The sequence below is a fragment of the Streptomyces sp. E-08 genome (genome assembly GCF_049913095.1).
Taxonomy (GTDB): domain Bacteria; phylum Actinomycetota; class Actinomycetes; order Streptomycetales; family Streptomycetaceae; genus Streptomyces.
Window position 1 is genome coordinate 4,947,620 of the sequence record NZ_CP183971.1, and the last position, 21,718, is coordinate 4,969,337.

General features: G+C 71.7%; 19 protein-coding genes. 7 read left to right on the forward strand and 12 right to left on the reverse strand.

Annotation, left to right across the window (positions count from 1 at the left end; genetic code table 11):
• The first annotated feature begins 7 nt into the window (after positions 1-7).
• On the forward strand, positions 8-1,099 hold the full coding sequence (locus ACN9MM_RS22865) for a pentapeptide repeat-containing protein (protein WP_426365411.1): 1,092 nt from the start codon (positions 8-10) through the stop codon (positions 1,097-1,099).
• Here the strand turns inward: ACN9MM_RS22865 and ACN9MM_RS22870 are convergent.
• Together ACN9MM_RS22870 and ACN9MM_RS22875 are read right to left on the reverse strand one after the other, a co-directional pair.
• Positions 1,096-1,338 carry a DUF397 domain-containing protein gene (locus tag ACN9MM_RS22870; RefSeq protein ID WP_426365412.1) on the reverse strand — a complete coding sequence of 81 codons (243 nt, stop codon included), beginning with the start codon at positions 1,336-1,338 and terminating at the stop codon, positions 1,096-1,098. The two genes, ACN9MM_RS22865 and ACN9MM_RS22870, sit on opposite strands and share 4 nt — an antisense overlap.
• Complete coding sequence (locus ACN9MM_RS22875) at positions 1,335-2,198, reverse strand: helix-turn-helix domain-containing protein (RefSeq protein ID WP_426365414.1); 864 nt, start codon at positions 2,196-2,198, stop codon at positions 1,335-1,337. Before ACN9MM_RS22875 ends, ACN9MM_RS22870 begins: the two co-directional genes overlap by 4 nt.
• A 91-nt stretch (positions 2,199-2,289) precedes the next feature.
• Here ACN9MM_RS22875 and ACN9MM_RS22880 point away from each other — a divergent pair, with 91 nt between their 5' ends.
• On the forward strand, positions 2,290-2,700 hold the full coding sequence (locus tag ACN9MM_RS22880) for an ATP-binding protein (RefSeq protein WP_426365415.1): 411 nt from the start codon (positions 2,290-2,292) through the stop codon (positions 2,698-2,700).
• A 4-nt stretch (positions 2,701-2,704) separates the two neighbouring features.
• Here the strand turns inward: ACN9MM_RS22880 and ACN9MM_RS22885 are convergent, their stop codons facing one another.
• From ACN9MM_RS22885 to ACN9MM_RS22915, 7 genes are all read right to left on the reverse strand, one after another.
• Positions 2,705-4,918, reverse strand: a complete 2,214-nt coding sequence (locus ACN9MM_RS22885; RefSeq protein WP_426365416.1) for an FG-GAP repeat domain-containing protein — start codon at positions 4,916-4,918, stop codon at positions 2,705-2,707.
• A 158-nt stretch (positions 4,919-5,076) separates the two neighbouring features.
• Entirely contained in the window at positions 5,077-7,347 is a 2,271-nt protein-coding gene (locus ACN9MM_RS22890; RefSeq protein ID WP_426365418.1) for an FG-GAP repeat domain-containing protein, read from the reverse strand.
• 103 nt (positions 7,348-7,450) lie between these two features.
• On the reverse strand, positions 7,451-9,670 hold the full coding sequence (locus tag ACN9MM_RS22895) for an FG-GAP repeat domain-containing protein (RefSeq protein ID WP_426365419.1): 2,220 nt from the start codon (positions 9,668-9,670) through the stop codon (positions 7,451-7,453).
• 91 nt (positions 9,671-9,761) lie between these two features.
• Entirely contained in the window at positions 9,762-11,990 is a 2,229-nt protein-coding gene (locus tag ACN9MM_RS22900; protein WP_426365420.1) for an FG-GAP repeat domain-containing protein, read from the reverse strand.
• Positions 11,991-12,141: 151 nt separating this feature from the next.
• Entirely contained in the window at positions 12,142-12,657 is a 516-nt protein-coding gene (locus ACN9MM_RS22905; protein ID WP_426365421.1) for a mycothiol transferase, read from the reverse strand.
• Complete coding sequence (locus ACN9MM_RS22910) at positions 12,654-13,070, reverse strand: DUF1992 domain-containing protein (protein ID WP_426365423.1); 417 nt, start codon at positions 13,068-13,070, stop codon at positions 12,654-12,656. Before ACN9MM_RS22910 ends, ACN9MM_RS22905 begins: the two co-directional genes overlap by 4 nt.
• Before the next feature lie 105 nt (positions 13,071-13,175).
• On the reverse strand, positions 13,176-13,379 hold the full coding sequence (locus ACN9MM_RS22915) for a cold-shock protein (protein ID WP_015035453.1): 204 nt from the start codon (positions 13,377-13,379) through the stop codon (positions 13,176-13,178).
• A gap of 261 nt (positions 13,380-13,640) precedes the next feature.
• On the opposite strand from ACN9MM_RS22915, the gene ACN9MM_RS22920 reads away from it, so the two are divergent.
• From ACN9MM_RS22920 to ACN9MM_RS22930, 3 genes are all read left to right on the forward strand, one after another.
• Complete coding sequence (locus ACN9MM_RS22920) at positions 13,641-14,513, forward strand: menaquinone biosynthetic enzyme MqnA/MqnD family protein (protein WP_426365425.1); 873 nt, start codon at positions 13,641-13,643, stop codon at positions 14,511-14,513.
• A 314-nt stretch (positions 14,514-14,827) separates the two neighbouring features.
• Positions 14,828-16,027: a cyclic dehypoxanthinyl futalosine synthase gene (gene mqnC / locus ACN9MM_RS22925; RefSeq protein WP_426365427.1), complete on the forward strand. Its 1,200-nt coding sequence runs from the start codon at positions 14,828-14,830 to the stop codon at positions 16,025-16,027.
• Positions 16,028-16,032: 5 nt separating this feature from the next.
• Complete coding sequence (locus ACN9MM_RS22930; protein ID WP_426365429.1) at positions 16,033-16,632, forward strand: imidazolonepropionase-like domain-containing protein; 600 nt, start codon at positions 16,033-16,035, stop codon at positions 16,630-16,632.
• Here ACN9MM_RS22930 and ACN9MM_RS22935 read toward each other — a convergent pair.
• Both ACN9MM_RS22935 and ACN9MM_RS22940 read right to left on the reverse strand, forming a co-directional pair.
• Complete coding sequence (locus tag ACN9MM_RS22935; protein ID WP_426365430.1) at positions 16,617-17,366, reverse strand: hypothetical protein; 750 nt, start codon at positions 17,364-17,366, stop codon at positions 16,617-16,619. The two genes, ACN9MM_RS22930 and ACN9MM_RS22935, sit on opposite strands and share 16 nt — an antisense overlap.
• 7 nt (positions 17,367-17,373) lie before the next feature.
• Positions 17,374-17,988: a SigE family RNA polymerase sigma factor gene (locus tag ACN9MM_RS22940; RefSeq protein ID WP_426365431.1), complete on the reverse strand. Its 615-nt coding sequence runs from the start codon at positions 17,986-17,988 to the stop codon at positions 17,374-17,376.
• 208 nt (positions 17,989-18,196) lie between these two features.
• Between ACN9MM_RS22940 and ACN9MM_RS22945 the strand changes: the two genes are divergently transcribed.
• Both ACN9MM_RS22945 and ACN9MM_RS22950 read left to right on the forward strand, forming a co-directional pair.
• A complete protein-coding gene (locus ACN9MM_RS22945; RefSeq protein WP_426365433.1) occupies positions 18,197-18,892 on the forward strand; it encodes a demethylmenaquinone methyltransferase in 696 nt (231 codons plus the stop codon).
• A gap of 115 nt (positions 18,893-19,007) precedes the next feature.
• The gene (locus ACN9MM_RS22950; RefSeq protein ID WP_382863628.1) at positions 19,008-20,294 is read left to right on the forward strand and encodes a geranylgeranyl reductase family protein; all 1,287 of its coding nucleotides are present in this window, start codon (positions 19,008-19,010) and stop codon (positions 20,292-20,294) included.
• A gap of 87 nt (positions 20,295-20,381) precedes the next feature.
• On the opposite strand, the gene ACN9MM_RS22955 is transcribed toward ACN9MM_RS22950, so the two are convergent.
• Positions 20,382-21,260 (reverse strand): C40 family peptidase, encoded by an 879-nt coding sequence (locus ACN9MM_RS22955; RefSeq protein ID WP_426365435.1) that lies wholly within the window; start codon positions 21,258-21,260, stop codon positions 20,382-20,384.
• Positions 21,261-21,718 lie beyond the last annotated feature (458 nt).

Here is a 21,718-nt window from a genome sequence, read left to right on the forward strand (position 1 = left end):
TGGCCGGGTGAACCGGACCACGCCCCCCGGCAGGCCCCTGCGGATCCGGCGCCGGTGGGCCGCCCGGCGTCTGGCGCACCGCCGCCAGGCGGCCAGGGCCGGTAACGGCGTCCCCGCCTCGCGGCTCTCCCTGCTCATGCTCAGCCTGCCGGGCCTCGCCGCCGTCGCCGCGCTGCTCTTCACGTGGCTGCAGGTCAGCCAGTCGGGCAAGGAGCTGCGGATCGCCGAGGACCAGCAGATCACCACCCGCTTCAACACCGCCGTCGGTAACCTGGCCTCCGGCTCCCTCGACGTCCGCCTGGGCGGGATCTACGCGCTGGAGCGCATCATGAAGGACTCGGCCGCCGACCAGCCCACCATCGTGTCCGTGCTGTCGGCGTACGTACGCCAGCACGCGCCCCTGCCACGGAAGACGGCGCCGACGTCCGACGTGGGGGTCGCCATGGACGTCCTGGCCCGGCGCCGGCCGGAGCGCGACGGCGGCCTGGTCCTGGACCTGACCGGAGCGGACCTCCAGGGCTGGCGGACGGGAGCCGGACTCACGACCGAGCCCCACCTGCACGGTGTCGAACTGGCCGGGGCCGACCTCAGCGGCGCGGACCTTTCGGACGCCGACCTCGGCGAAGCCGACCTGGAGGCGGCGAACCTGGACGGCGCGGTCATGTTCCGCGCGAACCTCGACTCGGCCTACCTGTATCGCGCCCACCTGAAGGACACGGACTTCAGAATGGCCAACCTGACGGCCGCCATGCTGTGCATGCCGGACGGGCCCTGCGCCGGCATGGCCGGAACGAACTTCTCGGGCGCCGACCTCACCGGCGCGTCTCTCTTCCACGCCGACCTGCGAAGGACTCTGTTCTGCGATCGCGAGCACTACATCCAACGGGGAGACGAGGAAGCCAAGCCGATCGGCTGCGCCCGCATGAGCGAGGCCGACCTCACGTCGGCCGACCTCGCCGGGGTTGACCTGCGCGGTGTCGACCTCGCGGACGCGAGCCTCGACGGCGCGAACCTCACGGGCGCGGACCTGACCGGGGTGAACCTCACGGGCGCGAGCCTCGACAAGGCCGTCACCACGGGAACCAAGGGGCTCCCTTAGAGGGACGCGCCGTCCACGAACGCGGCCCAGGCCGCAGGGGCGACGGCGAGCTGGGGGCCGTGGGGGTTCTTGGAGTCGCGGATGTGGATGGTGGTGGGGTGGGCGGCGACCTCGACGCACTCGCCGCCTTCACCGCTGCTGTAGCTGGACTTGCGCCAGTGGTAGGCGACTTCGATGCAGTTGCCGCCTTCGGAGTCGCTGTAGGTGCTCTTGAACCAGGCGAGTTCCGTGGTGTTCATCGTTCTCCCAGCAGTTTTTCGATCCAGTCCAGGGACTCCTGAGGCGAGAGAGCCCGCGCCCGGATGATCCCATAGCGCTCGGCGTAAGTGCGGGCCTGTTCCGGCGCGGTGATCAGCCGGGCGTGCCCGTAGATCTCTGTGTACGCGACCTCTCGTCGCCCCGGCGGTGTGAGCAGGGTGAAAGCGCCGCCCAGGTAAGGGTGTTCGGAGCGGTCCTGCGGCATGATCTGCAGCTCGACCGTGCGTCGTCGGGCCACCTCCAGCACGCGACACAGCTGCTCCCGGTGGACTTGCGGTCCGCCGAACGGGCGCAGCAGGACGGCGGCCTCCAGGACGAAGCTGATCGTCGGCGACGGCCACTTGTCGAGGATCGCCTGTCGGGAGATCCGGTCGGCCACGCGCTTCTCGACCGTCGCCTCGTCCAGCATGGGCCGACGGTTCTCGAAGAGGTACCGCGCATACGCCTCGGTCTGCAGAATGCCCGGCACCGCCTGCACCTCGTAATAGTGCAGCGCCACCGCCTTCGCCTCCGCGTCCGCGAAGTCCTGGAACCAGTCCGGATGCCGCACCCGCGCCCGCGACAACGCCTCCCTCGCGTCGTCCGTCGCCGCGACCAGTACCCCGCCCGCCCCCAGCAGAGGGTCCAGCTGGATCAGCAGGTCCGGCTGGGGGACCCGTACGCCCCGCTCGATGGAGGAGACGAGGTCCTCGCTGCAGTGCGCGAGGGCCGCCAGCTCCGCCTGGCTCAGGCCCGCGTTCCTCCGCAGTACCTTGATGATCTTCCCGAGCGCACGGAACAGGTGCGCCGTGCCGTCCACCTCGGAGGGCCGTTCCGGCCGCTCCTCCTCGTTCCCCGACATCCGTACCGCCCTCTTGGCGTACCCGTACAGTTACCCAGCGTCGTGGCGTCGCTGCTGGTCAGCGTACGGCCGGGGGCCCAGGCTCGGGGGCATGAAATCAGAAACCGCCACTCCAACCGGTGAGTTCACGCTCCGGCTCTCGGCGACGCGCCGGGGCGCACGCCTGGCGCGGTTACTCGCTGTGCAGGAGCTTCGTCAGTGGGGGCTGAGCGGCCCCGCCGCCGACGCCGTCGAGCTGGTCGTCGCCGAGCTCGCCAACAACGCGGTCCAGCACGGGTGGGTGCCGGGGCGGGACTTCGAGGTGCGGATGGGGCGGGGCGGCGACCACGTACGGGTCGAGCTGTCCGACGCGCGCGGGGAGGCCCGGCCCGTCCCGGCCCGGGAGCCGGACGAGGGCGGCTACGGGCTGCTGCTCGTCGCCGCCCTCGCCACGGCGTGGGGCGTGCGGGACCGGTCCGTCGGCAAGACGGTCTGGGCGACCGTGCCGCTGGGAGGTCCCTGACCCGTCAGAACAGGATGTTGGGCCAGGTGGAGTCCGCTCCCAGGAAGGCCACCCCGTCGAGGGCCCCGAAGGGCTTCTTCCAGTCGCCCGTCCCCTTGGCGAGGTACACCCCTCCGCCGGAGCCCTGCCCCACGAGGTCCGGACGTCCGTCGCGGTCGACGTCACCCACGGCGACGGGCGTGAAGGGGCCCCAGTTGCTGTTGATGAGGGTGCGGCCGGCGAAGGTGCCGTCGCCCTTGGCGAGGTAGAGCCAGAGGGCTCCGGCCCTGTCGCGGGCGACGAGGTCTCCGGCGGCGGCGCCGCCGATGTTCCCGGTGGCGGTGATCGCGTTGTAGACGCCCCAGCCGCCGCCGACCTTCACCCGCGTCGAGAACGGGGTCGTCGTGCTGCCCGTGCCCTTGTACAGCCAGAGGACGCCGGTCTTGTCGCGGGCGAGGAGGTCCGGGCGGCCGTCGCCGTTGAGGTCGCTGCCGCCGGTGAGCTGGTCGTAGATCTGCCAGCCACCGCCGACGCGCACGCGGGGCGCGAGCGTGCGGCCGGCGCCCTGGTGGAGCCAGAGGACGCCGGTCTTGTCGCGGGCGACGATGTCGGCGTACGAGGAGCCGGCGACGTTTCCGGGGGCGACGAGCTGGTCGTAGGTGTTCCAGCCCGTGCCGATGCGGACCGGGTCCTTCTCCTGCCAGGTCGGGCCGTAGCGGTTGGTGTACCCGTCGTGGACGAACAGCTCGCCGTTGGCGTTCCGTATGAGCAGGTCCGCGGTGCCGTTGTCGTCGAAGTCGTGCGGGGTGGGCTTGCGGGTGACCTTGAAGGTGCCGGAGGTGACGAGGGCGGGGCCGATCCCGTCGTGGGGGGTCGCCGTCATCTTCCAGGTGTAGCCGCCGTTGTAGGCGGTCAGCGTGTCGCCGAGGAGGCCGTTCCACTGCGCGGTGTACGCCCCGTCGGTGAGGTAGGCCGGGACCGTGGTCCGCTTTCCGGTCGCGGTGTGCACCAGTTCGACCTTCGCCGTGACCCCGACCCGGCTCAGGGTCCAGGACAGGGGCACCGGGGTGGGCGTGGTGTCGAAGTCGATCGCCTCGGGGACGTCCTGCTTCACCAGCTGCAGGGCCGTGGGCTCGCCGGTGCTCGCGACGAGGGTGACCACCGGCCGGGCGCCGTCGGCGCCCGGGGCGATCCGGTAGAGGCCCTCGCCGTGTTCGAGCGTCCCGCCCCGCGCCACCTGCGTTCCGCCGGCGCCGTTGGCGGAGCTCTTGGTGTGCTCCAGGAGCTTGACCGTCTCCCCGGTCGTCAGCGAGCGGGCGTACAGCGCGAACAGCGAGTTCGCCGGCTCGATCGACGAGTAGTTCCCGAACTGCCGGTACGTCACCCAGTCGCCGACCAGCTCGATGGCGACGGAGGCCGTGGCACCAAGGTCGTGGCGCACGGTCCCGGCGGTTCCCCGCCGGGTCACGGCCACCTTGACCGGGGTGGAGTCCGCGGGCTTCTCCACCCAGGCGATGTGGGTGGCGGACAGGGCGAGGCTCCCCACCTCGCCCTCGGGCAGCTCGTACTCCTCGACGACCGCGTGGGTCGCGACGTCCACGACGGCCGCGCGCTTCCGCTTCACGCCGTCCACGGTGCCCGAGTACCGGACCACGGCGGTGCCGGGCTCCTCCACGTCGACGGCGGTGATCACCGCGTCGTCCGGCAGGCCGGTCACGATGTCGTCGACGAGGACGCCCTGCGGCTTGCCGACGATGTGGACGTCGGTGCCGCCCGTCGCGTTGGTCTTCTTCATGACGAGGCGCGTGCCCGCGTACCGGGCGACGGCGTAGCCCTCGCCGAGCGGGCGGGTGTCGATCTCCAGCGGTTCGCCGCCCTTGCCCATGTCGAACAGGGTGAAGACGCCGTCCTTCGACCCGGTGGTGATGACGTCCGTGCCCGGGGCCGGTGCGTACGAACCGCCCGTGAGGACGGTCGCGGCGCCGTCCGCGTAGCGCGTCCACCGCCAGATGAGGGGCTGGTTAGTGATGCTCTGGGCGCTCAGGAAGCCGGTCGGGCCGGAGCTCAGCAGCGTGGCACGGACGGGGAACGGCGCGACGTCCTGCTCCGCCTCCTGCCCCACGGCGGCGGGCGCCGCCAGGGCCGCCGGTGCGGCCAGAGCCGTCGCGCCCGTCGTGACGGCCAGGGCGACGGCGACGGCGGTGGCGAGCCGGCGCCGGGTGTTTCTCGTGTGCTTCAAGACTCTGCCTTCTCTGGGGCCGCTCCGGTCGGAGCGGTGGGCCATCCGTCAGGTGTGGTCGCCGTTGTACGTGGCCATGACGTTGTCCTGCCCGTGGGCAGGACCGTCGTGACGACGTCCGAGCAGCGCGTCCGGCGGTACACGACCGCGGGCCGGGGTCAGAACAGCGTCGTGGGATACGTCCCGAGCAGCTCCGGGCTGTACGCCTCGCGCCGGGAGCTGAAGGGCGCGCGCCAGTCGCCCGTGCCCACGTAGTACGAGAGGGTGTCGAACGAGCCGCCCATGACGCCCTGGGCGACGAGGTCGGGGCGGCCGTCCCTGTTGACGTCGCCGACGCCGACGAGGTCGGTGTACCGGTTCCAGCCCGTGCCGATCTTCGTGCGGGGCGCGAAGGTGCCGTCGCCCTTGCCGAGGTGGAGCCAGAGGACACCGGCCCGGTCGCGGGCGACGAGGTCGCCGGCGGGGCCTCCGGCGAGGTTGCCGACGGCGGAGATCTGGTTGTACGCGCCCCAGCCCCCGCCGATCCTCTTGCGGGGCGCGAAGGGGGCGGCCGCCTTGCCCGTGCCCTTGTACAGCCACAGGTCGCCGGCCTTGTCGGCGGCGAGCAGGTCGGCCCGGCGGTCGCCGGTCAGGTCGCTGCTGCCGCCGACCAGCTTGTCGTAGATCTGCCAGCCGCCGCCGATCTTCGTACGGGGGGCGAGGGCGCGGCCGGTTCCGGAGTGGAGCCAGAGGACGCCGGTCCGGTCGCGGCCGAGCACGTCGGCGTACGGAGAGGCGTCCAGGTTGCCGGGGGCGGCGAGCCGGTCGTAGGTGTTCCAGCCGGTGCCGAGGACGGTGGGCGTCCGCTTGTAGCCCCAGCGGGTCTCGTACAGGGCCTGGCGGGCGTCGTAGTTGAGCAGCCGTCCGGAGCCGTCCCGGACGAGCAGGTCCGCGATGCCGCTGTCGGAGAAGTCGTGCGGGGCGGGCTTGCTGCTGACCTTGAGCGTGCCGGTCCTGACGACCTCGGGTCCGATGCCGTTGAGGGAGCGCGCGGTCATCTTCCACGTGTAGTCGCCGTTGGAGGCGGAGGAGTGGTCGTCGAGCATGCCGGTCCACTGGGTTCCGCCGACGTAGGGGCGGTACAGGCTGTCCTCGGAGGTCCAGGTCTTGCCGGAGGCGGTGTGGGTGAGGACGACACGGAACTTCGCGGGCTTGTCGAACTGCCACACCATGTCCGGCTCGTCGCCGCGCGCAAGGTCGGCGGTGCTGGGGACGGGGGAGTTCGGGGAGTCCTCGACGCCCAGCGTGGTGGGCTCGCCGGTGCTCGCCACGAGCTTCGCGGCCGGCGTGCCGGTCTCGTCGGTGGCGACCCGGTAGAGGCCCTGGCCCCCGGCGATCGTGCCGCCCTGGAACAGCGCCTGGTCGTCGGACTCGCCGCGGACGCGGTCCACGCTGTCGAGGACCTCGACGGTCCGCTCCGAGGTGAGGGAGCGGGCCGTCAGCGAGTAGAACGGGTTGGGCGTGAAGGCCGTGGCGGCCCCGGTCACGCCGTACGTCACCCAGTCACCCAGCAGGTGGACCACAACCGGGTCCAGGGTCGTGAGGGGGATGCGCTGGACTGCGGACCCGCCCCGCCGGGCCACCACCAGGTCCACGGTGCCGGCGGCGGACTTCTCGGTCCAGGCCACGTGGGTGGCGGAGGCGCTGACGGACGACACCACGTGGCTGAGCCGGCCCTGCTCGACGGTGTCCCCCTCGTACGCCGCGGGGGTGGCGCGGTCGTCGACGACCGCGCCGGTGACGGTGTCCACGAGGGCCAGGCGCTTGCCGGACACCCCGCCCACCGTGCCGGTGTACAGGAGCGCCAGGGTGTCGGGCGAGCCCAGGACGCTCCGGAGGATCGTGGTGTTCGCGGGCAGCCCGGTCACCTTGCGGTCCTGGAAGGTGCCGCCGGGCTTGCCGACGATGTGGATGTCGGTGCCGCCCGTGGCGTTGGTGACGTACACGACGAGGGAGGAGCCGGCCAGCCAGGAGAGCCTGGCGGACGGTCCGAGGGGAGCGATGTCGATCACCACGGGGTCGGCGCCCGTGGCCATGTCGTACAGCGTGTGGACGGTCCCGTCCATCTTGACGACCAGGTCGCTCCGGAGGCCCCCGTAGTAGGTCCCCTCGGGCAGGACGGTCGTGACGCCGTCCTCGGAGCGCGTCCAGCGGTAGACCCTCTTCGTCCCCTCGGTCGAGCGGGTCAGGAAACCGGACGGGCCGTTGCCGATGAGAAGCGAGCCGGGCGGCAGCTCCGACGCGGCCTGCGGGGCCTCCTCGGCGCCGGCCGTCACGGCCCCCGTCGCCGCCAGGGCCGTCGGTGCGGCCGTGAGCGTGCCCACGGTCACGGCGAGGGCGACGGTGACCGCCGTGGTGAGGCGGTGCCGGGACGTGCGTGCTCGGGACAAAACGGAGTCCTCCCCCAGAGGTGTGGGTGCGGCGTTTTTCCGCCACACCCACACGACTCACGATGGGTTCGAAAAGTTGTACGCCGGTGTCGGAGGAATGACGTCAGGAGACCGAGGTGAACGTGGTGCCCTCGCCCGCGTACAGGTTCGTGGTCAGGCGGACGAAGGGCGCGGTCGTCGAGCCCGTCGACCGGTAGACCCACGTCCCGGACGTCCCGTACGCGATCAGGTCCGGGCGCCCGTCGTTGTCGAGGTCGCCGGCGCCGACGAGCTGGCTGAAACCGCCCCAGCCGCCGCCGACCCGCACGCGGGTGCCGAAGCCGCCCGCGCCGTTGCCCTGGTAGAGCCAGAGGACGCCGGCGGTGTCGCGCGCGACGAGGTCACCCGCGGGCGTGCCCGCGATGTCGCCGACGGCGGTGATCTGGTTGTAGGCGCCCCAGCCGCCGCCGACGCGGACGCGGTTGCCGAACGGGTGGAACTCGTCGCCGGTGCTCGGGTAGTGCCACAGAACGCCGGAGCCGTCGGTGGCGAGGAGGTCGGGCCTGCCGCCGCCGGTCAGGTCCGAGCCGCCGGTCAGCTTGGTGTAGCCGCCCCAGCCGCCGCCGACCCTGATGCGCGTGGACAGGGTGCCGTCGCCGTTGCCCTTGTAGAGCCAGAGGACGCCGCTGCCGTCGAGGGCGACGAGGTCGCCGGGCGAGCGTCCCACGACGTTGCCCACGGCCTCGATCTGCTTGTACGTGTTCCAGCCGGTGCCGACCTTGGTGCGGCGGGCGGTGACGACCTGGCCGCCCGTCGGCCAGTCGAAGAGGTCGTCCCGCCACAGGGTGCCGGAGGCGTCCCGGGCCAGGACGTCGGTGGAGCCGTTGTCGTTGAAGTCGTGCGCGTTGGCCTTCCGGACGACCCTGAGGTTCCCGGAGGAGTAGCCCGCGGAGCCGATGCCGTTGAGCGGCTTCGCGGTGACGGTCCACGTGTAGTCGCCGTTCGGGGCGCTGATGCCGTCCAGGAGCCCGTTCCAGGTGATGCGGACGGGGGAGGAGGGCTGGGTCAGGTGCTGCGTGAACGTCTTGCCGGTCCGCAGGTGGGTGAGGGTGAGGTCCAGGACGACGTTGGTCCGGGACAGGACCCACTGCAGCGGGACCGTGGTGCCGTTCCTGTCGAGGTCGACGACCGTCGGGACGTCGTCGACGGTCACCTGGACGGAGGTCGGCCGCCCGGTCGACGCGACCTGGGTGACCTGCGGCTCTCCGCCGAACTCGGTGATCCGGTACAGGCCTTCGCCCTGGGTGGCGGAGCCGCCGCGCACGAGGACGCTGCCGTCGGGCGCGACGGCGGAGGAGGTGATGTGGTCGAGGAGCTTGACCTTCGCGGTGCCCGTGAGGGAGCGGGCGGTCAGGGCGTGCAGCGGGTTGGGCGTGTTCGACGTCATGCCGCCGGGCAGCCCGTAGAGGAGCCAGTCGCCGAGGATCCCCGCGACGGTGATGTTCTCGTCGGTCCCCAGGGGGAAGCGCTTCGTCGTGTAGTCGGTGCGGTGGTAGACGACGGCTTCGGTCGTGCCGTCGACGCGCTCGGTCCGCGCGAGGTAGGGGCCGGAGACGGCGCCGGTCGCCTTGTCCGTCCAGGGGCCCGCGGGCTTCGTGTAGTCGTAGAGCCCGAACTGGCCGCCGCCGGACAGCTTGTACGTGGTGGAGAAGTAGTTCGTCGACATCCCGTCGTGGGAGGAGCCGAGGATGAGGATCTCGCCGCCGCCGGAGCCGACGATCTTGTAGCCGGTGTTCTGGTAGCCGTACGAGATCTCCTGCTTGACGACGGCGTCGTACGGCTTGGTGACGCGGTACAGGTGGAGCTTGCCGTTGCCGTCCGGCTTGGCCGCGAACAGCATGCTGCCGGCGGCGCCGACGAAGACGGCGTCCTCGCCGAGGGCCGTCTTGATGTCGATGCGGGTGGAGAACTCGCCTGCCGCCGCCATGTCCCGGATCACGAACGTGCGGCCGTCGCCGGTGACGGCGGTGTCCGTGCCGCTGTCGTAACCGATCGAGCCGGGCAGCGGCGTGGTGGTCCCGTCGGCGAGGTTCGTCCAGGCCAGGGTCTTGCCTCCGGCGCCGTCGGGGCGGGCCGTCATGTAGCCGGTGGCGCCGGCGCTGACGATCTCGGCGTCCGCCGGGAGCGCGATCGAGGCGGCGGCCGTGACGGCGGCGGGTGCGAGGGCCGCCGGGGCGGCTACGGCAGGGACCGTGACGAGGGTGCCGGCGACCGCCGTCACCGTGGAGACGGTGAGGACGGCGGCCGCGAGACGACGGAGCCGGGTCGTGGGTGCGTACAGCAAGGTTTCTCCCCCTGGCGATGCGGGTGCGGCGGATGTCGATCAACCACACCCGCACGGACTCGCCAGGGTGTCGAACGGTTGTACTCCCTTGTCAGAAGATCGAGTTGAACCGGGCGGCGTCGGAGTGCACGGACGTGAAGACGCCCGGCTGGAGCGGGCTCGCCGCGATGCCGCTGCCCGGGTAGAGGCGGGAGCCCGAGGGGCCGGCGGCGTAGAGGTCCGCCCGCCCGTCGCCGTCGGCGTCGCCGACGCCCACGAGGTGGGCGAAGCCGCCCCAGCCCCCGCCGACCCTCACGCGCGTGCCGAACTTCCCGCGTCCGTCGCCCTGGTAGAACCAGAGGACGCCGGCGGTGTCGCGGGCGACGAGGTCGCCCGCGGACGTGCCCGCGATGTCGCCGACGGCGGTGATCTGGTTGTAGGCGCCCCAGCCGCCGCCGACCTTCACGCGCGTGGCGAAGGGGGTGGTGGTGGAGCCGGTGCCCTTGTAGAACCAGAGCGCGCCGGTGCCGTCGGTGGCGAGGAGGTCCGGGCGGCCGTCGCCGTCGAGGTCGGAGCCGCCGGTGAGCTGCTTGTACGTGTTCCAGCCCGGGCCCACCTTCGCGCGGGTGCCGAAGCCGCCGTTGCCGTTGCCCTGGTAGAGCCAGAGGACGCCCGAGGCGTCACGGGCGAGGAGGTCGGGTGCGGCACCTCCGGCGACGTTTCCGACGGCCTCCAGCTGGTTGTAGACCTGCCAGCCGGTGCCGACCTGCGCGCGCCCGGACGAGTAGACCTCCGTCGAGGACGGGGTGTGCACGGTGTCGTCGCGGAACAGCCTGCCGGAGGCGTCGCGCGCCAGCACGTCCGGGCTGCCGTTGCTCGTGTAGTCGTGCGGGCCGGCCTTGCGGGCGACCTTGAAGGTGCCGGACCTGGAGAGGTCCGGGCCGATGCCGTTGAGCGGCTTGGCCTTCAGCTCCCAGACGTAGTCGCCGCTGGGCGCGAAGCCGACCGTGCCTCCGGTGTTCGGGGCGAGCAGGCCGTCCCAGGCGAAGTCGATCCTGCCGCCGCCCTCGCGGAAGGCGTAGTCCCTGCCGCTGAAGGACCGCTGTGCCTTCCTGCCGGAGGCGACGTGCCGCAGAGTGACCGTTCCCTCGCCGTTGTGCCGGGACAGGGTCCAGCTGAGGGCGGCCCTGCCGCCGTTCCGGTCGAAGTCGACGACGGACGGGACGGCCGTGGCCGCGAGGCCGAGCTCCGTCGTCCGGCCGGTGGCGGCGACGAGGGTGGCGACCGGGGTGCCGGACGCGTCGGCGGTGATCCGGTAGACGCCCTCGCCGCCCTGGGAGAGCGAGCCGCCGCGCACCAGGACCGAGCCGTCGGGTGCCGTGGTCACCGAGCCGGCGTGGTCCAGGAGCCGGATCGGGCTGCCGGGGTTCGCCAGGGAGCGGGCGACCAGCGGGTACTGCGCGGAGGGCTGCTCGGCGAGGCCGCCGCCCTTCTGCGTGGTGACGGCCCAGCCGCCGACGACGGCGGCGTCGAGGGGCGCGTTCACGGGCGTCGCGCCCAGTGCGAAGGACGCCGGGATGCCCTCGCCTCCGCGTGGGACGGTGAGGAGCGCCGCGGAGGTGCCGGTCGGGTTGCCGACCCAGCCGAAGTGGGTGTCCGTGAGGAAGACGCCGCTCCGGGGTGCGGTGCCGCCGGTCGGGACGGTCTGGATGATCTGGCCGTTGCCGAGGTCGACGGCGGCGAGGTAGTACGTGGTCTCGTCCCCGAAGCCCCGTGCGTACTGGATCAGGCCCGCGTCGACGGTGCCGGCCTGGACGCGCAGGACCCGCGCGTCGGCCGGCAGCGGCACGTTCAGGGTGGTCACCTGGCTCGTGCCCGTCACGAGCCGCTTCAGGGTGACATCGAGGGCGCCGCCGCTCTGGGACGTGAAGACCGCGTTCCGGCCGATGGCCCCGGCGAAGGCGCCGTTGCCGCTGAGCCCGACGAGGAAGTTGCTCGGGTGGGCCATGTCGTGCACGAAGTAGGCGGTCTCGGTCGGCTTGCGGCTGAAGACCACGTCCGAGCCGCCGCCGAACCACTGGTAGGCGGGGTCGAGGCCCTTCGTGGTGCCGTCCGCGTAGGTCGTCCAGAAGTACTGCCAGCCGTCGAAGAGGGTTCCCCCGGGCTTGCGGCTCAGGAAGCCGGTGGTGCCGGCGCTGACGAGCTGGAGGTCGTTGTCGACGGTGAACGCGGCGGTGACCCCGGCGGGCCGCGCGGGCGCCCCGGCGACGGCGGCGGTCGCCGGAGTGGCGGCCAGGGCGGCGGTCGCGGTGACCGCGAGGACGGCGGCCACGGCGGTCACGAGACGACGGGCTGACGAAGGATGCTGCACGGTGTGATTCCCCCCAAGGACAACCGGGCGTGGCGGTCGCCACGCCCGGTTGGACTCATGATCGTCCGCGGGGGTTGTACGCACCTGTCGAACAGGTGAGCCCTTCAGGGGGACGGGCGGGTCAGGCGCTGCCCCGCCGCTCCGCCACACCCCGTACGAAGGCCGCCTGCCCCGCGTGCTGGAGGTCGTCCGCGATCACCGACACCAGGCGGACACCGAGGGTGACCGGCGGGTCCCAGCGGGTGTCGACGACGCGGTCCAGATCGGCGTTGGTGACCGTGCGGACCAGCTCCTCGGTGCGGGCGTGCACGGCGTCGTGGTAGCCGAGCAGCAGCTCCGCCGGGGCGCGGACCGCGTCGACCTGCGCCCTCGTCTGCCCGTAGCCGGTGGCGTGCTTCGGGAAGGGCAGCCCGAAGCGGTCCACCCAGCCGTCCGAGGTCCACACCTGGTCCGTACCGAAGGCGTCCGCGACATGATCGTCCTGGACGCGGGTGAGGTGCCAGACGAGCCAGGCGACCGAATTGGCGTCGGGGTCGACGCGTACGGCGAGCTCCTCGTCCGACAGCCCTTCCGCGGCCTCGTGGACGATCTCGCGGATCCGGCCGAACGCGTCGACCAGCAGACCGGCACTGTTCACGGCCGGCTCCTCTCCGCTCGTCCCCCCGCCTTCCACCGCTCCACCGCGGCCTCCACGTCGAACGGCCTCAGGTTCAGCGGGGGACCGGCCGGCGGGCGCAGCAGGGCTTCGGCGATCCTGGTGTTGATCTCCCCGAGGATGCGGCGGACCTGGCTCTCCGAGACGGCCTCGGCGACCGCCGCCTCCGCGTCCTCGGCCGCCTTGCGCAGGGCGAGGGAGGGCGGCAGCACGGACGCGCCCTCGCGGTGCATCTTCCCCTTGATCCACCACAGCTCGTCGTACGGGGCCGAGTCGTCGGGGAGGGGTTTCCCGAAGCCGGGCAGGGAGCGGAAATCGCCGCGCTCCGCGGCCTCGCGGATCTGTTTGTCGACGAACGACTCGAAGCTGACTCCGGGCGGCTTGCGTTCGGTCATGTGTCCAGCGTACGGAAAGGGCAGGAGCCCCGCTCGTGCCCTGAGGCACGGAGCGGGGCTCCTTGGGTACTGCTCTAGTCGTGCGCGTTCGCCGACCCGGGCAACTTAGGCCGGGGAGACGTTCTCCGCCTGCGGGCCCTTCGGGCCCTGCGTGACGTCGAAGGTCACGAGCTGGTTCTCCTCGAGCGAGCGGAAGCCGTTCGCGTTGATCGCGGAGTAGTGGACGAAGACATCCGGGCCGCCGCCGTCCTGGGCGATGAAGCCGAAGCCCTTTTCAGCGTTGAACCACTTCACGGTTCCGGTAGCCATGAGCCCTCCTATGGGCCAAAGGGTCGCCCTGCTCCAGAACCTGCAAACAAGTCTGAAAACTACAAAAGCCTGCGGGTCACATGCTCCGCAGGCTCTGTACTGCAAGGGAAACCAAACTGCAACTTGCGTTGAGCGTAGCACGCAGGACGCTCGGGGCGGTAGAGGGAAAGATCACGTCACCCGCATGTCTGATTCCGTTCCGTGTGCTGACACGTGTGCCCCGCCGATGCCCACACTGCGAGACGGGTCTAGCCTCGCGATGTGGACAAAGCAACCGACGACCAGCAGCGCAGCCGGCCCCGCGTCGGGCACATCCAGTTCCTGAACTGCCTCCCCCTCTACTGGGGCCTCGCCAGGACCGGGACGCTCCTCGATCTCGAGCTCACCAAGGACACCCCGGAGAAGCTCAGCGAGCGGCTCGTCCGGGGCGACCTCGACATCGGGCCCATCACCCTCGTCGAGTACCTCCGCAACGCGGACGACCTGGTCGCGCTCCCCGACATCGCCGTCGGCTGCGACGGCCCCGTCATGTCCTGCGTGATCGTCTCCCAGCGGCCCCTGGAGGAGCTCGACCGCGCGCGCGTGGCCCTCGGTTCCACCTCCCGCACCTCGGTCCGCCTCGCCCAGCTGCTGCTCGCCGAGCAGTACGGGGTCGAGCCCGACTACTACACCTGCCCGCCGGACCTCGGCCTGATGATGCAGGAGGCGGACGCCGCCGTCCTCATCGGCGACGCCGCCCTCCGGGCCTCCCTGCACGACGCTCCCCGGCTCGGCCTCCAGGTCCACGACCTGGGGCTGATGTGGAAGGAGTGGACGGGTCTGCCGTTCGTCTTCGCCGTGTGGGCGGTCCGCAAGGAGTACCTGGCGCGCGAACCGGAGACCGTCCACGAGGTCCACCAGGCGTTCCTCGCCTCCCGCGACCTCTCCCTCGAAGAGGTCGCCAAGGTCGCCGAGCAGGCCGCCCGCTGGGAGACCTTCGACGCCGAACTCCTGGAGCGGTACTTCCGCACGCTCGACTTCCGATTCGGCCCCGAGCAGCTCGCGGGCGTACGCGAGTTCGCCCGCCGCACCGGCCCCACGACCGGCTTCCCCGCGGACGTCCGGGTGGAACTCCTGCCGCCCCCGGCGCGATAAGCGGCGCAGCCGCGGGGAATGGTGCGGGAAAGAAATACCGGTAGGCCCTCCCACGCGCCGGGCGGGCCTTTCCGGGCGACCCCGTAATGGTGCCCCCGCAATAGGGCGGTCCCGGAAGTCGCGGACCGGCGCGGGGGCGCATCCGGAATTCACCGGATATCGCCGGACCCACGCCCGTCTCCCGGCCTTCCCCGACCCGCGGCCCGCCCCTGCCGGACTCCGGCGGCCGCCGAACGGCACCCTGCGGAAGCGGCGAGGAGCCCTGGCGTAGGCTGGTTCGGTCGATCAGAACCCCTCCGAAAGGGACGCACCCGGTGACCGAGAAGGCCGAACTCCAGTCTGTTCTCGACCGCGCCGCCGCGGGTGGCCGGATCACCCCCGAGGAGGCGCTCGACCTCTACCGCTCGGCGCCCCTGCACGCGCTGGGCGCCGCCGCCGACGCCGTGCGCCGCCGCCGGTACGCGGGGACCGAGCACATCGCGACGTACATCATCGAGCGGAACATCAACTACACGAACGTCTGTGTGACGGCGTGCAAGTTCTGCGCGTTCTACGCCGCCCCGAAGGACACCAAGAAGGGCTGGACCCGGGACCTCGACGACATCCTGCGCCGCTGCGCGGAGACCGTGGAGCTCGGCGGCACCCAGATCATGTTCCAGGGCGGCCACCACCCGGACTTCGGCGTCGAGTACTACGAGAAGCACTTCGCCGCCATCAAGAAGGACTTCCCGCAGCTGGTCATCCACTCCCTCGGCGCCTCCGAGGTCGAGCACATGGCCCGCATCTCCGGCGTCTCCGTCGAGGAGGCGATCACCCGCATCCACGCCGCCGGTCTCGACTCCTTCGCGGGCGCCGGCGCCGAGCTGCTGCCGGAGCGGCCGCGCAAGGCCATCGCCCCGCTCAAGGAGAGCGGCGAGCGCTGGCTGGAGATCATGGAGATCGCCCACAAGCTGGGCGTCGAGTCCACCTCCACCATGCTGATGGGCACCGGCGAGACCAACGCCGAGCGGATCGAGCACCTGCGCATGATCCGTGACGTGCAGGACCGGACGGGCGGCTTCCGGGCCTTCATCCCCTACACGTACCAGCCCGAGAACAACCACCTCAAGGGCCGCACGCAGGCCACGCTCTTCGAGTACCTGCGGATGATCTCGATCGCCCGCCTCTTCCTCGACAACGTCGCCCACATCCAGGGCTCGTGGCTCACCACGGGCAAGGAGATCGGCCAGCTGACCCTGCACTACGGCGCGGACGACCTCGGCTCGATCATGCTGGAGGAGAACGTCGTCTCCTCGGCGGGCGCCAGGCACCGCTCCAACCTGCGCGAGATGATCGACATGATCCGCACGGCGGACCGCGTCCCGGCGCAGCGCACCACGACCTACGAGCACATCGTGGTCCACGACGACCCGGCGAACGACCCGGTCGACGAGCGCGTCGCCTCCCACATCTCCTCCACGGCGATCGAGGGCGGCACGGCGCACCCCGAGCTGAAGCTCCTCGACGCCCGCTGAGACCGGTGCTCACCCTCCACGCCGCCGAGGCGTCCCCGGAGACCGCCGTCCTCGTCGACGGCGCCCGGATCGCCGCCGTCGGCCCGTACGAGGAACTGGCCGAGGCGCACCAGGACGCCCGGCTGCGCCGCTGGCCGGGCATCCTCACGCCCGGCCTGCTCAACCCGTACGGCCCCGAGCTCCTGGAGCGGACCTACCACCCGGACCCGCGCGAGGCCGACACGTACGGCACCGCGCCGGTCACCGGTGAGCGGGCCGCGGAGATCCTCCGCGCCGACCCCGCCCGGCTCGGCGCGAGCGCGCGGCGCGGGGTCCAGCGGATGCTGGCGCACGGCACGGTCGCGGTCGCCGGGGAGCTGCGCGCCCGGGGCGCCGTCGACGCGGTGCGCCGCGCGGGCCTCGCGGTCGGCCGCCGCCCCGAGGTCCTCCCGGGGCCCCCGGCGCTGTCGCCCGTACCCCTGATCCTTCTCCCGCGCCTGGCCCCCGGCGGCCCGGCCCGCTTCGCCGTCTTCGACGTCCCCGACACGGCGGCGCTGGTGCGCCGGGGAGCGTCGACGTGCGTGGCGACGGTGATCGACGGGCGGCTGGTCTACCGGGCGCGCTGATCCCCTCGGCAGAACTTCCAGTTCTTCCTTTCCTCCGGGGTGACCAGGTGGGCGCCGACGATGCGGTCCGACAGCGCCTCCACCGGGCGGGCGTCCGCCTCCTTGGCCAGCTTCACGAAGCGCGGGTCCTGACCCACGGCGAGCAGATCGTCCACGGTCAACGGCACCGACGGCGTCCCGGAGTTCACGGAGAGCGTGACCAGGCTCCTACCGATCCAGTACTCCACGCCGGGTCCGCACAACCATCCGACCGGCCCGAGCCGCAGTTCCTTCCCCGCGCAGGCGGAGTCCTTCGGATGCCGCATCTCGCAGGGCGCGGACCCCTCCTTCAGCGGCCGCACCGAAGCGACCATCCGGATCGTCCCGCCGCCCACCGTGATCCGGTACAGCCCCACCTCGTCCTTCACCGGCCTGACGGCGGTGACCTTCGGGGGCAGCAGCTCGTCCAGCAATGCCGCCATCCTCCGCTGGTAGTCCGCGCGGCGCCCGGCCTCACCGCCGACGTTCGCCGACACCCCGGGGACGTCCGACCCCGGACGCGGCAGCAGCGTGAGCCCGAGGGCCCCCGCCGTGACCACGGCGAACGCCGCCGTACCGGCCGCGAGCCGGGACCGGGCCCGCCGCCTGCGGCCCTCGCGCACGGCGATCGGGGCGAGGTCGGGCAGCGGGGGCAGACCGTCCGTGGTCCGCTCCATGGCGTCGCGCAACAGGGTGATGTCGTGGTCGCTCTTCACGTGGACCTCAGCTTTCCTTGATCGAGAGCCCGGCGTCCGCCAGGCGGACGCGGAGCCGGGCGAGTGAACGGGAGCACTGGCTCTTGACGGTGGCCTCGCTGCACCGCAGCAGGGTGGCCACGGAGGCCACGCTCTGGTCCTCCCAGTAGCGCAGCACGACCATCGCCCGGGCCCGGGGCGGGAGTTCGGCGAGGGCGTCGAGGAGCGTCACCCGCAGGTCGGTGTCGTCGGCGGGCGGTTCGGGGTCCGTGCCCCCGGTCCGGGTCAGCGCGAGGAGGTCGCGCAGCCGGCGCCGCCGTTCGCTCAGGAACGTGCGGGTCAGCACGGTCTTGGCGTACGCGTGCGGATGGTCGGCGGCCCCCGCCCGGCGCCAGTGCTGGTACACCTTGGCCAGCGTGGTCTGGGTCAGGTCCCGGGCGGTCTCGGCGTCGCCGCAGAGCAGGTACGCCGTGCGGTACAGGCGCGTCTGGGAGGCCCGGGCGAACTCCTCGAACCCGGCGACGGAGCCGACGTCGACCCCGCCCGCGGACCGGTCGTCCGGCCCGCCGCCGGCCGCGTCCGCCGCCCCGGTGTCCGGCCCGACGTCCCGCTCCGCGGTCCTCACTTCCATCGGCACTGCCATCGCACCCTTCTCCCCTCGCCGTCGTGCCCCCGCCGTCGTGGCGTGTGCTCGACCGTCCTTGAGCACCCCCGGTCCCGAAAGGTTGAAAGGGATTCCGGGAAATCGTGGCGGCCGGTGCGCCGCCGGGCGGGCCCGCTCCGGGCGGCCGGGGCCCGCCTGCCAGAATGGGTGGATCCGTCCGCACCCGATCTTGCGAGGCCGAACGCCAGTGACCCGAGCATCCCTGGACAAGCAGCCGCACGAAGTCGCCTCCATGTTCGACGACGTGGCGGCCAACTACGACCTGACCAACGACGTGATCTCGCTCGGCCAGGACCGGCGCTGGCGCAAGGAGGTCGCCAAGGCGGTCGACGCGCGCCCCGCGCAGAAGATCCTCGACCTCGCGGCCGGTACGGCCACCTCCTCGCAGCCCTTCGCGCGGGCGGGCGCGTACGTCGTCCCGTGCGACTTCTCCCTCGGCATGCTGAAGGTCGGCAAGAAGCGGCACCCCTGGATGCCGTTCACCGCGGGCGACGGCATGCGGCTGCCCTTCAAGGACGACGTCTTCGACGCCGTCACCATCTCCTTCGGGCTGCGCAACATCCAGGACACCGAGCAGGCGCTCCGCGAGCTGTACCGGGTGACGAAGCCCGGCGGCCGGGTCGTGATCTGCGAGTTCTCGCACGCCACCTGGGCGCCCTTCCGGACGGTGTACGAGGAGTACCTGATGCGCGCGCTGCCCCCGGTGGCCCGCGCGGTCTCGTCCAACCCCGACGCGTACGTGTACCTCGCCGAGTCCATCCAGTCCTGGCCGGACCAGCCCACGCTCGCGGGCCTCCTGCAGAAGGCCGGCTGGTCGAAGGTGGCCTGGCGGAACCTGACCGGCGGCATCGTCGCCCTGCACCGCGGCTTCAAGGCGGAGTAGCCGCCGCGGCGGCACGAGCCGCGCAGGGGCGGCCAGGGTGCCCCTCCGGTCCGGTCCGCACCGCCCGCCCTAGACTTCCCTACGTCCTCTTCGCCGACCTTTCGGGAGATCCGCCGTGACCGAGAAGCCCCTCTCCGAGCACAGCGCTGATGTGATCGTCGTCGGGGCGGGCCCGGCCGGCTCCACCACCGCGTACTACCTCGCCAAGGCCGGACTCGACGTCCTGCTCCTGGAGAAGACCGCGTTCCCCCGCGAGAAGGTCTGCGGCGACGGCCTCACCCCGCGCGCCACCAAGCAGCTCGTCTCCATGGGCATCGACATCTCCGAAGAGGCCGGCTGGCTGCGCAACAAGGGCCTGCGGATCATCGGCGGTGGCGTCCGGCTCGAACTGGACTGGCCGGAGCTCGCCTCGTACCCGGACTACGGACTCGTCCGCAAGCGCGACGACTTCGACGAGCAGCTGGCCCGCCAGGCGCAGAAGGCCGGCGCCCGGCTGTACGAGCGCTGCAACGTCGGCGCGCCGATCATCGACGACCGTACGGGCCGGATCACCGGTGTCCACGCGAAGCTGGGCGAGGAGAAGCGCGAGGTCACCTTCCACGCCCCGCTCGTCGTCGCCGCCGACGGCAACTCCACCCGGCTCTCCGTGGCCATGGGCCTGCACCGGCGCGAGGACCGCCCGATGGGCGTCGCCGTGCGGACGTACTTCACCAGCCCCCGCCACGACGACGACTACCTGGAGTCCTGGCTGGAGCTGTGGGACCGGCGCGGCCCGCAGGACCGGCTGCTGCCCGGCTACGGCTGGATCTTCCCGATGGGCGACGGCACGTCCAACGTCGGCCTCGGCATCCTCGACTCCTCGTCCGCCTTCAAGGAGCTGGACTGGCGTGAGGTCCTCAAGGCCTGGTGCGCCTCCATGCCGGAGGACTGGGGCTACACCCCGGAGAACATGACGACGCCGATCCGCGGCGCCGCCCTGCCGATGGCCTTCAACCGCCAGCCGCACTACACCAGGGGCCTGCTGCTCGTCGGTGACGCGGGCGGTCTCGTCAACCCGTTCAACGGCGAGGGCATCGCCTACGCGATGGAGTCGGGCCAGATCGCGGCCGACGTCATCGTCCAGGCGCACGCGCGCGCGACCCCGGCCCAGCGCGAACTGGCCCTGCGGAACTACCCGCAGATCCTCAAGGACACCTACGGCGGCTACTACACGCTGGGCCGCGCGTTCGTGAAGCTCATCGGCAATCCGAAGATCATGAAGATCGCGGCCCAGCGCGGTCTGACCCACCCGCTGCTGATGAAGTTCACCCTGAAGATGCTGGCCAACCTCACCGACCCCACGGGCGGCGACGCGATGGACCGCATCATCAACGGCCTCTCGAAGGTGGCCCCGAAGGCCTGAACATCCCCGTCCGCCCCGCATGGGGGTGGACACGGCAAAAGCCGTCACTCCCCCGAGGAGTGACGGCTTTTCACCGTGAAGGCGGAATCAGAGGATGCGGACCGCGCCGGAGGGCGTGTCCCAGTCCATCGTGTGCTCGACGACACCGCTGGACGGGTTCTGCGCGCCGACGTACTTGCCGCCGCCGACGTAGATCGCGACGTGGTACGAGCCGCTGCGGCTGCCCCAGTACAGGACGTCGCCCGGCTGGAGGTCGCTCAGCGAGACGGAGGTGCCCATGCTCGACTGCTGGTACGAGATGCGGGGCAGGTCGATGCCGGCGGCCTTGTAGGCGGCCTGCACGAGGCCCGAGCAGTCCCAGGAGTTGGGGCCGGTGCCGCCGGAGACGTACGCGTCGCCGATCTGCGCCCTGGCGAAGGCCACGATCGCGGCGGCGGAGCCGGAGGGGGCCTGCGTCTGGCTGTCGTTCTGCGAGGCGGTGGAGCCGCTGTCGGAGGACGAGGAGCCGCTGTCGTTCGACGTGCTCGTGGTGGAGAGCTGGGTGCGGGCGGAGTCGCGGGAGGCGCGCTCCGCGGCCTCCTTGCGCTCCTGCTCGGCCTTGAGGCGGGCCTTCTCGGCGCGCTCGGCCGCTGCCTTGCGCTCGGCCTCGGCCTTGGCCTTCTTGGCCTCCTTGGCGGCGGTGTGCAGCGCCGCGTCCTCCCGGGACTGGAGGCTCTGGTCGAGGGCCTCCTGCTGGGAGGCCTCGGCGGAGGCGGCGACGGCACTGGCGAGGCCGGTACCGGCGTCGAGGGAGCCCAGGGTGGGCATTTCGATGGTCTCGGTCACCGGCTCGGCATTCGCCGGCCCGGCAGCACCGGCCACCGCGATGGTGCCGAGGACGCCACCGGCAACTCCGGCACGGAGCGCGAGCTTCGAGGCGCTGCGGCGGGGCTTCCGGTGGCTGGGTATGTGAGCGGTGTGGGACATGGGTACAACCGCTATCAGGGCTTCACGGTTCCCTTCAAGAAACGTGGGTTGCGCCACAGTTACGTTCGGAACCTGTGAATCCGCTTCCGTGGCACCCTTATTGACGCCGTAACGGGCAAATCGGGCATGGCTCATCCGGCCCTTGATCACGGGTTTTCATTGAAACGCCCGAATTGCCCGACGCTTACCACCTCTTGACGCCGATGGCCAAGCCCTCTTCTTTTGAGGTTCCTGTGAGGTGACGCAGGTCACATCGGCGTCTCGCGAGAGCTCGTGAAAGCGCGCACGCGTCCACTCCCGTACGCGGGACCCCCCGACCGGGCGACGGACGGTTCCTTTATCACCCGGACGCGTCCATCACCAATTTGCCTGTAGTGGCCAACACTTGATAGTGCGACACCCCCTCCGAGCAGCGATTTCCGGTCCGGATGTCACATCTGGTGATCACCTGGGCGCTT